Genomic DNA, 14,471 nt, shown 5'->3' on the forward strand with positions numbered 1-14,471 from the left:
ATTAATTACGCCCTTCGCAAGCTGGCGCTCGATTAAGGTGCGGCACAAAATTACAGGGCTTATGCCGTGCATCCAATTGCTGGTGCAAAATTTTATCCCATGCAGTACGGCAAGCATTAGTGGAGCCAGGCATACAACAAATCAGCGTACCGTTTGCCATACCGGCTAATGCCCGCGACTGCACCGTAGACGTACCAATTTCAGTGTAGGAAATCTGCCGAAATAACTCGCCAAAGCCCTCGACTTGTTTATCAAACAAACAACGAACCGCCTCAGGTGTACTATCACGCTCGGTAAAACCCGTGCCACCAGTAATTAGCACCACTTGCACCTGTGGGCCAGCAATCCAATTCGCCACCAAGGCACGTATTTGGTACAAATTATCTTGCAGTATTTCCCGCGCCACTAACTGATGCCCGGCCTCAGTTAAGCGATCTACCAACACCTGCCCTGAGGTATCCGTTTCCAGTGTGCGGGTATCACTCACGGTTAATACCGCAATATTGAGTGCGACAAATTCTGGCTTAGCTAAATGGCTCATAACTTTTCCTACTTGAGTCAACCGTGGGTTTGCCTAATCATATACCACTGATTTTTTTGTATTGGGCGTCTTATGTCAATTAAGCCTCTGTTTCCACAATGTTCAATCGTAATCTTAGCCGGAGGGAAAGGCTCACGTATGGGCGGGCAAGATAAAGGCTGGGTTAACTGGCGTGGTAAGCCGATGATTGAGCATATCCAGCAAGTAGTACGCCCGTTAACCGATGATTTGATTATCTCCTGCAATCGTAATCAGTCGCGTTACTCGGCGCTGGCAGATCAAATCATAAGCGACGCTACGTTAGATTTTTCTGGTCCTATGGCAGGTATCAGCCAAGCCCTACAGATCGCTAAACATCCGCTGTTGTTAATAGTGCCCTGTGATTCCCCAGCTATCACCATTGATCTGCTTGCCCCCTTATACCAAACTGGGCTAACCCAAGCGGTATTTATTCAGCAAGGCGAACAGTTTGAACCACTCTTTTCAGCAATCCCTGCCACTGCTAAATCCAGAGTGTTACAGCTCTGGCAACAAGGCCTAAGCAGCCCTATTAAAATGTGGCTTACACTCAATGCCAAAGTGCTGCATTGCCCTGCACAGGACCCACGCTTAGTTAACTTTAATTGTCCGGAATTATTAGAGGCTTGATGCCTGCTGATTGACTACTTTATTTATTAGCCCACGAGATTTTTTATGCTGACTCATTTAGATGCCCAAGGCCATGCCAACATGGTGGATGTTACCGATAAAGCCACCACACAACGTGAAGCCACCGCCGAAGCCTGGGTTAGCATGACCGCAGAAACCTTAAACATGATCCAAGCTGGCGGTCACCCTAAAGGCGATGTATTTGCCGTGGCGCGGATTGCCGGAATTCAAGCAGCCAAGAAAACCCACGAGCTAATCCCGCTTTGCCATCCCTTGTTACTCACCAGTATTAAAGTGTATTTAACCGCAGTCGAGCCAAACCAAGTGCATATCACTGCTACTTGTAAACTGGCTGGACAAACCGGGGTAGAAATGGAGGCCCTTACCGCTGCCAGCGTAGCGGCACTGACGTTATACGATATGTGTAAAGCGGTTGATAAAGCCATGGTTATCGGGCCTATACAATTAATTGAAAAGATTGGCGGTAAGTCTGGGCACTATCAAATTAATAATTTTTCTTAAACATTTATGTGTAAATTTTACTGCGTATCTATTTAGCTCAATAGCAAAGTAAAGTTGTTAACTGGTAATAAAAATGCCCGATTTTAATCGGGCATTTTTGATGGTAAGTATTGAGCGCATTACACACTTAACGTCCAGTCATAATCCACTACCAAGGGCGCATGCTGTGAAAAGCGCGGATTGCGGAACAAACGGGCATTACGTGCGGTGCGGCGTAAACCTGGAGTTAAAAGCTGATAATCAAAGCGCCAGCCTAGATTAAGTAGCTCGGCTTGTTCACTATCGGCCCACCAACTGTATTGCTCACCCTCACGGCTCACATCGCGCAAGGCATCGACATAGCCCATCTCACCAATAACGGCATCTAACCAAGCTCGCTCGGCAGGTAAAAAGCCGGGGATCTGCTGGCAATCACGCCAATGTTTAACATCCAGCTTTTGGTGCGCGACAAATAACGAACCGCAATAAATGTAATCACGACGCTTACGGCGTTGCTTATCTAGGTAGCGAGAAAACTGGTCCATAAAGCGAAACTTCTGATTTAGCTGCTCATCGCCACCGTGGCCAGAAGGTAACAACAGGCTCGCAATACTGATTTTGTCAAAATCCGCCTGTAAAAAGCGCCCATAATGATCGGACTCTTCAAAACCTAAGCCCATAATTACCGCTTTGGGCTGCAGCCGCGAGTAAATGGCAACCCCGCCCTGCTCTGGCAACATGGCATCAACGCTATAACAATAATAGCCCTCAAGCTGTAAGCTAGGGTCTTCCATCTCGTAGGCGCTAATACCAATGTGTTGCAAGCAAATAACATCGGCATTTTGACCTTTCAGCCAGTCAAATAATCCTTGTTCAATTGCAGTGTGAATACCATTCACATTGACACTAATAACGCGCATGAGTAACCCCTAGAAAAAAACTGCGTGTATGATACCCAAGCTTAGTAAAATTGGCTAAAACCCGATGCAAAAAAGGTGAATTATGCAAGACTACCAACGCGAATTTATTAAATTCGCCATTGACCAAGGTGTTTTACGCTTTGGCAACTTTACCCTCAAATCAGGACGTACCAGCCCGTATTTTTTTAATGCGGGATTATTTAACGATGGGTTAGCCCTCGCTAAGCTCGGGCAATTCTACGCCCAAGCTCTGCTCGACAGTAAAATTAATTGCGATGTGCTGTTTGGCCCAGCTTACAAAGGAATTCCACTCGCCTCGTCTACCGCAGTGGCGTTAGCGGATCATCACCAGATTAATATGCCTTGGTGTTTTAACCGCAAAGAAGCCAAAACCCATGGCGAAGGCGGCACCTTAGTCGGTTCTGCCCTACAAGGTAATGTGGTTATCGTCGATGATGTGATTACCGCGGGCACAGCGATTCGTGAAGTGATGGAAATTATCCAGCAACAAGGTGCAAGCGCTGCAGGCGTGTTAATTGCCCTAAATCGCCAAGAGCGTGGTAAAGGCGAGCTATCAGCGATTCAAGAAGTAGAGCGCGACTTTAAGATGCCAGTGGTCAGTATTGTCTCATTGGATCAAGTGCTGCAGTACTTAGCGGAAAACGAAGAGCTAAAACAGCATTTACCTGCAGTAGAAGCCTACCGTGCAGAATACGGGATCTAAACCCTCGCTGTCTGCTGGTTACTTGCTACACGCAAACAAAAGCCGCTGCCTTCAGCGGCTTTTGCTAAGCCTGGGCTAAACCGCCAGTTCTGGCGTGTAGCCCTCTTCTTTAATTACCGCCTGCGCTTGCTCGGCGGTGACGCCCTCAACCGTCACTTGATGCTTCGCCAAATCAATAGTTACCACTGCTTGCGGTAACTGTGTGGCAAAGGCTTGGCTAATCACTTTCTGACAATGCCCGCAGGTCATATCGTTGACGTTAAATGTAGTCATTACTGCTCTCCTCTGGGTGGTAAAACAACGGCCTATCATAACGCTCTGGCAACACTGCCACCGACAAGTTTAGTTAAACCGATACAAGGCTAGCCTATACCTAGTGCGACAAACTGGGTCGCCCATTACTGCTAAGCTTCAGCCGTGTATACTTTGCCACGCTGCAGCTACACCATTAAATACGAACAGCCAGATAAGTTACCAACCCGGTCAATCGTCATTTTTCTGCGTTTTTATTAGATATAAAAGCGGCGTTCAATGCGCACGACCTACTTTGGGCACTACAAGATAAAGCCCACCACCATCAGAAAAGTGTCCCGGCTCCCCCTTAATTTTTTCATTTACTAACTTGCTTGTAAGACTGCCCATTACACATCCCAAAAGTACCCACCACTTAATCGTAGATATTGGTGGGTAAGCGTAGACTTGTATAGATTAGGATTTTCTCTTAAGCCTTGATTTTATTGGCTTGTAGGACGGGAATAGACTGGCATGGACATTATTCGATATTTTGCACCTGTTCGCGCATTTGCTCGATTAATACTTTTAAGTTCACCGCTGCTTGGGTAGAGCGGGGATCAAAGGCTTTCGAGCCTAAGGTATTGGCTTCGCGGTTGAGCTCTTGCATTAAAAAATCTAACCGCCGACCAATCGCACCACCCTCTGTTAATACCCGGCGCACTTCAATGATATGGGTGTTTAAACGATCCAACTCTTCTGCTACATCTGAGCGCTGGGCGAGTAACACCATTTCTTGCTCAAGGCGCTGAGGATCTAACTCGACACTCATCTCAGTAAAGCGGGCGAGAATTTTGGCGCGCTGATTGTCTAGCATCTCTGGTACCAGTTCGCGCAGCGTATCAATATCAGCCTGCATTGCATCTAAGCGCTCACTGATCAACTTGGCTAACTCGCTACCTTCGCGCTCACGGCGTTCTTTTAGCTGCTGCAACGCCTGCTTAAACAACGCCAGTGCAGCTTGAGTGAGTTGTTGCGTATCAATTTTGTCGGCAGCCATCACGCCCTGCCAAGCTAAAATCTCTAATGGATTTAACTTAGCTGGCTTTTTCATTAGCTCTGCTAAATGCTCAGCTGCCTGAATCAGCTGCTCGGCTCGCTGATAATCAATGCTGATATTTTGCTCGCTATTGGCTTCGGTAAACTTCAGCGTGCATTCTAATTTGCCCCGTGAAATACCCTTGCGCAGTGCTTCACGCACCCCGCCTTCTAACTCGCGTAAGTTTTCTGGCAAACGCAAATGCGGCTCTAAATAACGGTGATTCACTGAGCGAATTTCCCAGCTCAATGTACCGAAGGATTCGGCCTGCTCGACCCGAGCAAAAGCAGTCATACTGTGCACCATACAGTGGTGTCTCCATTTAATAAAATAATCAATAATTGCCAGATAGCCTAAAGGGCTGGCGCCACTGATGCAATCAGCAAAATCCGCGGCAAACTAACTCTGTAACTGAATATAAAGCGCTTCTACTTTACTGCGCGCCCAAGGTGTTTTACGCAAAAACTTGAGCGATGATTTAATCGATGGGTCTTGTTTAAAGCAATTAATCGCTACCTGCTCGGCTAACGCAGGCCAGCCGTAGTGCTCAACGAGCTGAGTTAATAATTGCTCGAGCGTAACGCCATGTAAGGGATCGCGGCTTGAAGTAGTCATGAAGGCACTGCACCTAAGATCAAATCATTATTAATGCCCAGCATTATTGCTTAATCTTTGCCTTAGAGACAATTTTAAAAAAATCCGCCGTGACTCAGCCCTTTATCCCCCAAGCCTTTATACTAGGGGCGAATTTTTAGACTAATTAGGTGTTTGTAGATGATTCGTCCAAGTGGTCGTGCTAATGATCAACTGCGTGAAGTGCGCATTACCCGTCAATATACCTGCCATGCTGAAGGCTCAGTATTGGTTGAGTTTGGTAATACCAAAGTCATTTGTACGGTGAGTGTGGAAGGCGGAGTACCGCGTTTTCTTAAGGGCCAAGGTCAGGGTTGGTTAACCGCTGAATACGGCATGTTACCGCGCTCTACGGGCAATCGCATGGCCCGTGAAGCCTCTCGGGGCAAGCAAGGCGGCCGTACCTTAGAAATTCAACGCTTAATTGGCCGCTCACTACGTGCAGCATTAGATATGAGCAAGCTGGGTGAAAACACCCTGTACGTTGACTGCGATGTGATTCAAGCCGATGGCGGTACCCGCACCGCATCGATCACCGGTGCAATGGTGGCCTTAGTGGATGCGCTAAACGTGATGGAGGAGCGTGGCGCACTGAAAAAAGGCAGCCCTCTTAAACAAATGATTGCTGCTGTTTCTGTGGGTGTATATGAAGGTGAGCCGGTACTGGATTTAGATTATCCGGAAGACTCGAGCGCCGAAACCGACTTAAACGTAGTCATGACCGATCAAGGCGGCTTTATCGAAGTACAAGGCACCGCCGAAGGCGCACCGTTTAGCGCCGAACAACTCAGCGCTATGTTGGCCTTAGCCAATAAAGGTATGCAGGAGTTATTTGCTGCACAACAGCAGGCACTAGCTAACTAAAGCAAATAAGTAGTACTGCATCATTTAGTCTCTGCCAAGCAGAGGCTAAATGGCTTTAACAAGTCAGCCGTTTAATCTCAGCGCCTTGCAGTAAATGACTGCAGCCAAGGGCTAACGCATGTTGCTCAGCCAAAGACTTTGTCGATAAATACACCCGCGGCTTATTCTGCTCGGCAAACGCTTCAATTAACGCTACACAACCTGCGCTAGCTACTGCTTCTTGCTCAGCGACAACACCTTGATAAATCACCAAGGCACTGTGTAACTCGTTAGGTAAACCTGTAGTGCTCGGTGTTGAGGAAAAGCACTGATAAAACAAATCAAGCTCAGCAATGATGACCAGCGTGGAATAATAATCTACACAAATCTCCTGCCACGGCAGATCCATCACCCATTGCGCGGGCGGCTGTTTAATCCATTCAGGAAAATAGTTTCCACAGTTAGCTTGCGCCATTAGTACTCGTTGCTGCTCGCTCATGTGTTTACCCCACTTGTTAGCCTTGTGGTTAATCCTGTAATAAACGATTAACCCCTAATGGTTGTAACTGTGCATCTAACATACGCGCGAGCAACATTTCGCCCTTAGCATTTACTTTAAATAAGCCATACTTGGCCTGCTCATAAATACTGGCCGTACCTTCTTGGAAGAAAAAAGCATTGGTTGCAAACTGAATCTGGCCATGACGCTGGCGGTACTGCACACGCACCTGATTATCAGCTAATGGTTGTGTAGCCTCTAAGCTGACCAACGTAGCTAACTGCTGCTGATCTAGCGCTAACGTGGCCAAACCCGTATACGCCACTTGTTGCGCTAAAGGCTCAGCACGTTGCTGTGCAGCTATCTGCTCGGCTAGGGCAAAACGTAGCGCCATATAATCACCCTGCATTAGCGAACGTGGATCCACCGGAGCCAGTTCCAAAATGACTGTTTGTCCTTGGCTAAGGGTGCGCTCATGTTGCCAGATGCTGTAATTTATCAGTCCTAATAGTAGCAGTGCCAACACGAGCACCCAGCCAGTAATAGGAGATTTTGGCTTGGCTAGATTAGTCATGGTTAAGCTCCTGCGATGTTTGGCTGCAAGTCTGTAAGTAACGAATCAAGATAAAGGCAGTAATCAAACAAACGCCTGATCCCATTAACCACCAGGATTTCTGTAACAAGCTTAAGTGCAACGAATAGTAATACCACACCAGCAACACCAGTAAACTCAGCAATAATTTCAACGCTAAGCGCTGATAACCGATGCGCACCGCCAAAGCGAGTAATAAAACGCTGCCTGACACACCCACCAACCACTGATTCGCAACGCTCAGCAATAGCACCAAACCAATGATCACCGCCTGCAGCGCACTGAACCGAGCTGAGTCAGCCATGTTGCGGACTAAATACAGCCCAGCACCTGCACTAATCACACTACAGGCAATATTTGCAGGATTAAACCAGCGCCAAAAATTTTCACCACTGATCTGGATTAAACCCCAACCAGTGCTGCTAGCCGCATAGCTGTAGTAAAACAAGCCTATGCCGAGGATAAAAAATAAACTGGCCGACTGCGCAATCGGTTCTAACCAGCGACCCCAACGAGCCCAGCGAAATAAGTTTAACCAAATCAGCGCTGCCACCAGCAAACATACCGGCCACACTAAATACAGATAACTATCCCACACCAACCAACAAATACTGGCCAACCACAAATGGCAGCTAAGCCTTCGTAATACCAGCGCTTGAAATAGCCAAAACAGCACTGCATTCACCAATAACAGCACACCCGCCGCCCATTGATTGTTGTCCAACAGCAGCACTAAACCCAGCACCAATAGCCCTTGGGAAACCAAATAACAGGCACGGCTCCAATGCACTAAAAATAAATGCCCAGGCGCCAGTAAACTTAAACCCAACGCCAAGCCTCCGTATAATGCAGCCATCACTAAGCTCACACTGCCTTCTAACGACGATGAGGGTGCAGCAAATAGCTCTAATACTAGGCTACTGATGCTGTAAATTAGCGCTAGTGAAAATAATACCGACACCCATCCAGCAAAACCGGCTAAGAGACGCAAATACAAAGGGTTAGCGCTGCTTGCAACAAGCGGTTGGGTACCCGTGACTAGCTGCGCCTTGTGTAAGCGCTGCCACAAGACATTACTCATGCTCTGCTCCTGATTCAGCCTGCTGATACAACCGCTGCAAGTACTTACCTGCGAGCAAACTTAGCCCCATAAAAAATCCACCCAGCAACAGCAAATTCAACTCACCCCACCAGCTATTGCCTAATACATTCGCCGCTTGTGCAGTCAGATAGGCAATCACCGATAAAGCTAGCAAGGCTAAGTGCAATACATGTAGCTGACGGTAACGATAGAAATAACCCGCTCCCAGCACTAACAACACCCAAACCCCTAAACTGATCAGCTCAAAACGATTGTGTAACCCAAGGTTACTCAGCACCAATATACTGGCCAGCAACACACTCCAGCTAAACACTGCCGTAATCAACCAAGGTAAAAAGGCTTGGGGTTTAACGCGCTGATACAGCTCCAACAACAACCAGCTGCTTAGATTAAGTGCCACCGCACTCAATAAAAAGTAGTCATTACCCAAGATGAACAACCAATTAAATAAACTGCTGTAAAGCCACAATGCAAGGTTGGCTAAAACTAATATCAAAGCCATTAAAAATAGTTGCTGAGTTAACAACAACCATGGCACTAATAATCCCGCCCACACTAAAAACAATTGATAACTGTCGGCACCGGTTTGATAGGTTTGCCCAACCAACGCTAAACAAGCGCCCACCATTAATGCTGCAGCCCCTAAGCAGAGTTGCCCCACGGGATGACTAACGGGGTATTTAAATAGTGGCAATAAACACATCGCCAATGCTCCCTGAACCACGGCAAATTTGCTGTAGCGATGTAATACATCCCAGTTAAAGGCAAAGAAAAAAATCACCCCACTGACCAATAACAACACACCGCTAATCAGTAATAAATAACTAAAAAACCGGCCTTGTTGCTGGGGGCTGGGAAGGGCCTGGGTTAATGCTAGTGCTTGGGGCAGATCTTCGGGCTTTAATGCACCTTGGGCTACCCACTGCATCAGTTGCTTACTGTTGTTCAATTGAACATCCTCATCTTTCACTTGGGTCATACACCTGTGGCTATCTTAGGCAGTATTGGCAGTTTTTTCTGCGATTTGTTTTTCTCAGGCTTTAGTCTGCTTGACCTGAATAATTAGCCCTTCGGCCAAGCAATTGCGGTTACAAAAATCCCCCCCATCAATGCCGCCCTTTTTTAACAGAATGTCGCGAAAAAACTGTGCAAAGTGCGTGTTTAATGCGTTTTTTTTGACTGCACTATTTTCGGCTAAAAATTGCGTATCATAGTGAAAACTATTAAAGGAGCTGACATGAAACGTCGTCAATTATTTGGATTAACCGCGGCTTTATTAGCAGCCATCGGTTTAGCTGGCTGTAAGGAAGAAGCAGCGTCTTCAAGCGCAGCGGCAGCCCCAGCAGAAAAATTTGAGTGGAAAATGGTCACCTCATGGCCAAAAAACTACCCCGGCCTTGGTACCTCAGTGGAGCGTCTGTCTGAGCGAGTCAACGCCATGACTGACGGTCGGCTAAAAATTAAAGTGTACTCTGCTGGTGAACTGGTACCTGCACTTGAAGTATTTGACGCCGTATCCAATGGCACGGCAGAAATTGGTCACAGCGCTTCTTACTACTGGAAAGGTAAAACCAGCACCTCACAATTCTTTACCTCTGTTCCTTTTGGTTTATCCACCATTGAAATGAATGCTTGGGTCAATAAAGGTGACGGCTTAAAACTATGGGAAGAAGCCTACGCGCCCTTTGGTGTGAAACCGTTCTTAGCGGGTAACACCGCGATGCAAATGGGCGGCTGGTTTAACAAAGAAATTAATTCCTTAGATGATATTAAGGGCTTAAAAATTCGTATGCCGGGTCTTGGCGGCGAGGTTTTAAACCGCTTAGGTGCCACTACCGTTAACTTGCCAGGTAGCGAGGTATTTACCGCGCTGCAAACCAACGCCATTGATGCCAGTGACTGGGTTAACCCCTACAATGACCTAGCCTTTGGTTTACATAAAGCAGCTAAGTACTACTACTATCCAGGCTGGCAAGAGCCACAAGCGACTTTAGAAATTATCATCAACCAAAAGGCTTGGGATAAGCTACCTAAAGACCTACAGGCCATTGTTACTGAAGCCATTCGTGCTGCTAACCAAGATATGTTAGATGACTACGTATGGAACAACGCCCGCGCCCTAGAAGAGTTAATCAGCTCGGGCACGCAACTGCGCCGCTTTCCTGATTCTGTACTTGAAGCAATGAAGCAAGAGTCAGCCAATGTACTGGCGGCCTTGGCAGCCGAAAGTGATCTTAACCAGCGGATTTGGGACTCTATGCAGGATTTCCAAAAGAAAACCACTAAGATGCACGAGTTATCAGAAAAAGAGCTGTATAACTGGCGTTAAGCCTCAGTTAACCAGCTAAGAAAAAAATCCCCGTTGATTACTTATCTTCGGGGATTTTTTTATTCGACAATGGATGAAAACCTTAACCAATCACTTCAAGCTTAGCAAAGGATGCCATCAGCCACTTACTGCCTTCACTGGCAAACTGCACCTGCACTCGTGCCTGAGCACCTGAGCCTTCAAAGTTTAAAATGACTCCATCACCAAACACACTGTGGCGCACAATTTGCCCAAGTTTGTATTGGGTGTTAGGCACTTCCGCATTAGCAAAGCCCGCACTGCTGCTTTTGCTGAGGCTAGCGTTATCAAAGAAGGTAGGCCGTGACACACTGTTGCCCATACGTACTTCTTGCAGCACGGCTGAGGGAATTTCCCGGACAAAGCGTGACATTTTATTGTAGGTTTCTTTGCCATACAGGCGGCGGGTTTCAGCGTAGGTGATCACCAGTTTTTGCATCGCCCGGGTAATGCCAACATAGGCTAAACGCCGCTCTTCTTCTAAGCGCCCCGGTTCTTCTAAGCTCATTTTATGGGGAAATAGACCTTCTTCCATACCCACCAAAAACACTAAAGAAAACTCTAGCCCCTTGGCACTGTGCAAGGTCATTAGCTGTACGCAGTCGGTATTCTCTTCCGCTTGTTTTTCACCCGCTTCAAGCACCGCATGATCTAAAAACGCCTGTAATGGCGGCAAGTCCTGATTAAAGGGATCAATCTCATCGTACTCAGCAAGATAGCTGAACTCGTTTTCAACTACCAAGTTTTCTTCGGCGCCCGGTTCAACCTGTATTTCTATCTCATCAAAAGCACTGGCGGCGCTAATCAACTCTTCTAAGTTTTCTACCCGTGCCTGGGCTTTTTCGCCTCGCTCAGCGCGGTGATACTCTAATAACCCTGACTGCTCAATCACCACCCGCATTGCATCTGATACCAGCACTTGAGCATCCACTTTGTTTGCCAGCTCATCAATCAGTAGTAGAAACTGCTGCACTGCATTTAATGCGCGCCCAGGTAGCCCTTTATTCGCCACGAGATGCTGCATGGTTTGCCATAGTGACAATTGCTGATCGCGGGCTAACTCGCGAATCGTTTCAAGGGTTTTCTCACCAATACCGCGCGTGGGGACATTCACAATCCGCTCTAAAGCAGCGTTATCATCGCGATACTGGGTCAGGCGTAAATAAGCTAAGGCATTTTTAATTTCTAAACGCTCGAAGAAACGCTGACCACCGTAAATACGGTAGGGAATATTTTCCCGCAATAAGGCTTCTTCCAGCACCCGAGACTGGGCGTTAGAGCGATAGAGCACCGCAATATCTTGATAATTTAAGCGCTTCTGCTTACGCGCTTGCAGAATGCTTTCGACCATATAACGCGCTTCGTCATGCTCGTTATACGCCGAGAACAAGCTAATCGGCTCGCCGGCGCCATCATCGGTCCACAGCTTTTTACCTAAACGCTCCGTGTTGTTTTCAATCACAGCGTTAGCTGCCTGCAAAATATTGGCAGTGGAGCGGTAGTTTTGCTCCAGACGAATGGTTTGGGTGTCGGGATAATCGCGGGTGAGCTGCTGAATATTTTCCACCTGCGCGCCGCGCCAGCCGTAAATCGACTGATCATCATCGCCCACCACCATAAAGCTACGGCTATTTTGGGTTAAAAAGCGTAACCACGCATATTGCACAGCGTTGGTGTCTTGAAATTCATCGACCAATATATGCTGAAAACGGCGCTGATAATGTTCCAATAAACTGGGATTATCACGAAATAGCTCAAGCGAGCGCAGCAGCATTTCATTAAAATCAATGCTGCCTGCGGCCTCACAGGCTTGCTCGTAACTAAAGTACAGCCGCACCATGACCTTTAAAAAGAAGTCATCGCTGATTTGAATATGTTGCGGGCGTAAACCCTGATCTTTATGGCTATTAATAAAGCCTTGCACTTGGCGCGCGGGCCAGCGATCTTCATCGATTTCTTGCTCGCGCATAATCCGTTTAATTAAGCGCAGCTGATCATCACTGTCTAAAATTTGAAACTGCTCGGGCAATTTGGCTTCTTGCCAGTGCGCACGCAATAAACGATGGGCTAAGCCGTGGAAAGTCCCCACCCACATGCCCCTGAGCTGATCGCCCATTAACGACTCAATTCGCCCACGCATTTCGGCTGCCGCTTTATTGGTAAAGGTTACCGCTAAAATACTGTGCGGCGCTGCCTGCTCCACTTTCATTAACCAAGCAATACGATGCACCAACACCCGTGTTTTACCTGAGCCCGCCCCAGCAAGAACACGCTGCGTGCCTAAGGGTGCAGTTACCGCTTGGCGTTGGGCATCATTTAAATCATTCAATAGGTAGGAAATATCGTCGTCTTGCATGATCACTTCAGTCATTGGGGAGATAAAAGCAAACAGGCCACTAAAAAGCGGCCTGTTACTCGAAGTTAAGGATTAACCGCGGGTTGTACCACTGGGTAAATTGCGCATCAGTAACGCATGCTCTAGGTTTACATTTTCTGGGACCGGCAGATAAAGAGTATGGCCATCACCTGGCGCAACATCAACCGCCGCCCCTTTTTTGTTCTCCAAGTGCTTCAGATCAAAGGTCAGGTTACCTTGGGGCGTCATCAGCTCGATGCTATCACCAACAAAGAAGCGGTTTTTAATAATCACCTCAGCTAACTCGCCACGGCGCTCACCAGTTAACTCACCAACAAACTGCTGGCGATCAGAAATCGAGTAGCCATATTCGTAGTTCTGGTATTCATCATGCACGTGACGACGCAAAAAGCCTTCGGTGTAACCACGGTGCGCCAGTGACTCCAGCGTATCCATCAACGACTTATCAAACGGGCGACCAGCCACCGCATCATCAATGGCTTTGCGGTAGACCTGCGCCGTACGCGCCACATAGTAGTGCGACTTAGTGCGACCTTCAATTTTTAGCGAGTGCACCCCGGCCTTAACCAAACGCTCTACGTGCTGCACCGCCCGCAGATCTTTGGAGTTCATAATGTAAGTACCGTGCTCATCTTCATAGGCAGACATATATTCGCCCGGACGATTAGCCTCTTCTAACAAAAACACTTCATTGGTCGGCGCGCCCACGCCTAAGGTGGGTTCTTGCTGCTGCACGACGGCAATTGGCTCGTACTTATGCACAATATCGCCGACTTCGTTTTCTTTGGCTTCGTGGGTTTTGTATTCCCAGCGACAGGCGTTGGTGCAAGTCCCTTGGTTTGGATCGCGCTTATTAATGTAACCCGACAGTAAGCAGCGGCCAGAATAGGCCATACACAAGGCACCATGGACAAAGACTTCCAGCTCCATTTCTGGCACTTGGTGGCGAATTTCTTCAATCTCATCGAGCGACAACTCGCGCGATAAAATCGCTCGGGTTAAACCCTGACGGCGCCAAAATTCTACACTGGCCCAGTTCACGGCATTAGCTTGCACTGATAAGTGAATAGTTTGTTCAGGGAAATGCTCACGCACCAACATGATTAAACCGGGATCCGACATAATCAGCGCATCGGGCTGCATATCAATCACCGGTTGCAAATCCTTGACAAAGGTTTTGAGCTTGGCGTTATGTGGGGCAATATTCACCACCACATAAAACTGCTTACCCAGCGCATGGGCTTCTTGAATACCCAAGGCTAAGTTGGCATGGTCGAATTCGTTATTGCGCACCCGCAAGCTGTAACGTGGCTGACCGGCATAAACCGCATCAGCGCCATAAGCAAAGGCGTAGCGCATATTTTTTAAGGTGCCGGCGGGCGATAGCAGCTCAGGACGAAACGGGGTAGACATA

General features: G+C 47.6%; 16 protein-coding genes. 5 read left to right on the forward strand and 11 right to left on the reverse strand.

From position 1 onward, the window contains the following. Position 1: 1 nt before the first annotated feature. Positions 2 to 541, reverse strand: a complete 540-nt coding sequence (gene moaB, locus AKN87_RS08195; protein ID WP_053103112.1) for a molybdenum cofactor biosynthesis protein B — start codon at positions 539 to 541, stop codon at positions 2 to 4. A 72-nt stretch (positions 542 to 613) separates the two neighbouring features. Here moaB and mobA point away from each other — a divergent pair, with 72 nt between their 5' ends. Both mobA and moaC read left to right on the forward strand, forming a co-directional pair. Further along, positions 614 to 1,189: a molybdenum cofactor guanylyltransferase MobA gene (mobA, locus tag AKN87_RS08200; protein WP_053103113.1), complete on the forward strand. Its 576-nt coding sequence runs from the start codon at positions 614 to 616 to the stop codon at positions 1,187 to 1,189. A 45-nt stretch (positions 1,190 to 1,234) separates the two neighbouring features. Then, positions 1,235 to 1,711, forward strand: a complete 477-nt coding sequence (moaC, locus tag AKN87_RS08205) for a cyclic pyranopterin monophosphate synthase MoaC (RefSeq protein WP_053103114.1) — start codon at positions 1,235 to 1,237, stop codon at positions 1,709 to 1,711. Between the two features lie 119 nt (positions 1,712 to 1,830). On the opposite strand, the gene AKN87_RS08210 is transcribed toward moaC, so the two are convergent. After that, the gene (locus AKN87_RS08210; RefSeq protein ID WP_053103115.1) at positions 1,831 to 2,610 is read right to left on the reverse strand and encodes an exodeoxyribonuclease III; all 780 of its coding nucleotides are present in this window, start codon (positions 2,608 to 2,610) and stop codon (positions 1,831 to 1,833) included. Positions 2,611 to 2,692: 82 nt separating this feature from the next. On the opposite strand from AKN87_RS08210, the gene pyrE reads away from it, so the two are divergent. Further along, positions 2,693 to 3,334 (forward strand): orotate phosphoribosyltransferase, encoded by a 642-nt coding sequence (gene pyrE, locus AKN87_RS08215; protein ID WP_053103116.1) that lies wholly within the window; start codon positions 2,693 to 2,695, stop codon positions 3,332 to 3,334. Between the two features lie 75 nt (positions 3,335 to 3,409). Here pyrE and AKN87_RS08220 read toward each other — a convergent pair whose 3' ends face one another. The 3 genes from AKN87_RS08220 to AKN87_RS08230 all read right to left on the reverse strand — a co-directional run bounded on the left by AKN87_RS08220 (position 3,410) and on the right by AKN87_RS08230 (position 5,279). Next, positions 3,410 to 3,607 carry a heavy-metal-associated domain-containing protein gene (locus tag AKN87_RS08220; protein ID WP_053103117.1) on the reverse strand — a complete coding sequence of 66 codons (198 nt, stop codon included), beginning with the start codon at positions 3,605 to 3,607 and terminating at the stop codon, positions 3,410 to 3,412. A gap of 499 nt (positions 3,608 to 4,106) precedes the next feature. After that, positions 4,107 to 4,970 carry a YicC/YloC family endoribonuclease gene (locus AKN87_RS08225; RefSeq protein ID WP_053103118.1) on the reverse strand — a complete coding sequence of 288 codons (864 nt, stop codon included), beginning with the start codon at positions 4,968 to 4,970 and terminating at the stop codon, positions 4,107 to 4,109. A 93-nt stretch (positions 4,971 to 5,063) separates the two neighbouring features. Continuing rightward, positions 5,064 to 5,279, reverse strand: coding sequence for a VF530 family protein (locus AKN87_RS08230; RefSeq protein ID WP_053100677.1), 216 nt, complete (start codon positions 5,277 to 5,279; stop codon positions 5,064 to 5,066). A gap of 159 nt (positions 5,280 to 5,438) precedes the next feature. Between AKN87_RS08230 and rph the strand changes: the two genes are divergently transcribed. Next, positions 5,439 to 6,161: a ribonuclease PH gene (gene rph, locus AKN87_RS08235; protein ID WP_053100678.1), complete on the forward strand. Its 723-nt coding sequence runs from the start codon at positions 5,439 to 5,441 to the stop codon at positions 6,159 to 6,161. A 55-nt stretch (positions 6,162 to 6,216) separates the two neighbouring features. Here the strand turns inward: rph and AKN87_RS08240 are convergent, their stop codons facing one another. From AKN87_RS08240 to AKN87_RS08255, 4 genes are read right to left on the reverse strand one after another with little or no spacing between them, the layout of a single operon-like run. Beyond that, positions 6,217 to 6,639, reverse strand: a complete 423-nt coding sequence (locus AKN87_RS08240; protein ID WP_053103119.1) for a hypothetical protein — start codon at positions 6,637 to 6,639, stop codon at positions 6,217 to 6,219. Between the two features lie 28 nt (positions 6,640 to 6,667). Then, a complete protein-coding gene (locus tag AKN87_RS08245; protein ID WP_053103120.1) occupies positions 6,668 to 7,213 on the reverse strand; it encodes a GDYXXLXY domain-containing protein in 546 nt (181 codons plus the stop codon). Then, complete coding sequence (locus tag AKN87_RS08250; protein WP_053103121.1) at positions 7,206 to 8,312, reverse strand: DUF4401 domain-containing protein; 1,107 nt, start codon at positions 8,310 to 8,312, stop codon at positions 7,206 to 7,208. The genes AKN87_RS08245 and AKN87_RS08250 overlap by 8 nt, the downstream gene beginning before the upstream one ends. Beyond that, a complete protein-coding gene (locus AKN87_RS08255; protein WP_053103122.1) occupies positions 8,305 to 9,312 on the reverse strand; it encodes a DUF2157 domain-containing protein in 1,008 nt (335 codons plus the stop codon). Before AKN87_RS08255 ends, AKN87_RS08250 begins: the two co-directional genes overlap by 8 nt. 258 nt (positions 9,313 to 9,570) lie before the next feature. Here AKN87_RS08255 and AKN87_RS08265 point away from each other — a divergent pair, with 258 nt between their 5' ends. Further along, the gene (locus AKN87_RS08265) at positions 9,571 to 10,662 is read left to right on the forward strand and encodes a TRAP transporter substrate-binding protein (protein ID WP_053103123.1); all 1,092 of its coding nucleotides are present in this window, start codon (positions 9,571 to 9,573) and stop codon (positions 10,660 to 10,662) included. An 82-nt stretch (positions 10,663 to 10,744) separates the two neighbouring features. Here AKN87_RS08265 and uvrD read toward each other — a convergent pair whose 3' ends face one another. Both uvrD and trhP read right to left on the reverse strand, forming a co-directional pair. Continuing rightward, positions 10,745 to 13,036: a DNA helicase II gene (gene uvrD / locus AKN87_RS08270; protein ID WP_053103655.1), complete on the reverse strand. Its 2,292-nt coding sequence runs from the start codon at positions 13,034 to 13,036 to the stop codon at positions 10,745 to 10,747. A 72-nt stretch (positions 13,037 to 13,108) separates the two neighbouring features. After that, entirely contained in the window at positions 13,109 to 14,470 is a 1,362-nt protein-coding gene (gene trhP / locus AKN87_RS08275; protein ID WP_053103124.1) for a prephenate-dependent tRNA uridine(34) hydroxylase TrhP, read from the reverse strand. Position 14,471: the final 1 nt, after the last annotated feature.

It is taken from the genome of Thiopseudomonas alkaliphila (assembly GCF_001267175.1).
GTDB lineage: Bacteria > Pseudomonadota > Gammaproteobacteria > Pseudomonadales > Pseudomonadaceae > Oblitimonas > Oblitimonas alkaliphila.

Bases quoted from the DNA above. Each gene is read 5' to 3' on its own strand.
- moaB (WP_053103112.1), bottom strand. From the start codon at position 541: ATGAGCCATTTAGCTAAGCCAGAATTTGTCGCACTCAATATTGCGGTA.
- mobA (WP_053103113.1), top strand. From the start codon at position 614: ATGTCAATTAAGCCTCTGTTTCCACAATGTTCAATCGTAATCTTAGCC.
- moaC (WP_053103114.1), top strand. From the start codon at position 1,235: ATGCTGACTCATTTAGATGCCCAAGGCCATGCCAACATGGTGGATGTT.
- AKN87_RS08210 (WP_053103115.1), bottom strand. From the start codon at position 2,610: ATGCGCGTTATTAGTGTCAATGTGAATGGTATTCACACTGCAATTGAA.
- pyrE (WP_053103116.1), top strand. From the start codon at position 2,693: ATGCAAGACTACCAACGCGAATTTATTAAATTCGCCATTGACCAAGGT.
- AKN87_RS08220 (WP_053103117.1), bottom strand. From the start codon at position 3,607: ATGACTACATTTAACGTCAACGATATGACCTGCGGGCATTGTCAGAAA.
- AKN87_RS08225 (WP_053103118.1), bottom strand. From the start codon at position 4,970: ATGGTGCACAGTATGACTGCTTTTGCTCGGGTCGAGCAGGCCGAATCC.
- AKN87_RS08230 (WP_053100677.1), bottom strand. From the start codon at position 5,279: ATGACTACTTCAAGCCGCGATCCCTTACATGGCGTTACGCTCGAGCAA.
- rph (WP_053100678.1), top strand. From the start codon at position 5,439: ATGATTCGTCCAAGTGGTCGTGCTAATGATCAACTGCGTGAAGTGCGC.
- AKN87_RS08240 (WP_053103119.1), bottom strand. From the start codon at position 6,639: ATGAGCGAGCAGCAACGAGTACTAATGGCGCAAGCTAACTGTGGAAAC.
- AKN87_RS08245 (WP_053103120.1), bottom strand. From the start codon at position 7,213: ATGACTAATCTAGCCAAGCCAAAATCTCCTATTACTGGCTGGGTGCTC.
- AKN87_RS08250 (WP_053103121.1), bottom strand. From the start codon at position 8,312: ATGAGTAATGTCTTGTGGCAGCGCTTACACAAGGCGCAGCTAGTCACG.
- AKN87_RS08255 (WP_053103122.1), bottom strand. From the start codon at position 9,312: ATGACCCAAGTGAAAGATGAGGATGTTCAATTGAACAACAGTAAGCAA.
- AKN87_RS08265 (WP_053103123.1), top strand. From the start codon at position 9,571: ATGAAACGTCGTCAATTATTTGGATTAACCGCGGCTTTATTAGCAGCC.
- uvrD (WP_053103655.1), bottom strand. From the start codon at position 13,036: ATGCAAGACGACGATATTTCCTACCTATTGAATGATTTAAATGATGCC.
- trhP (WP_053103124.1), bottom strand. From the start codon at position 14,470: ATGTCTACCCCGTTTCGTCCTGAGCTGCTATCGCCCGCCGGCACCTTA.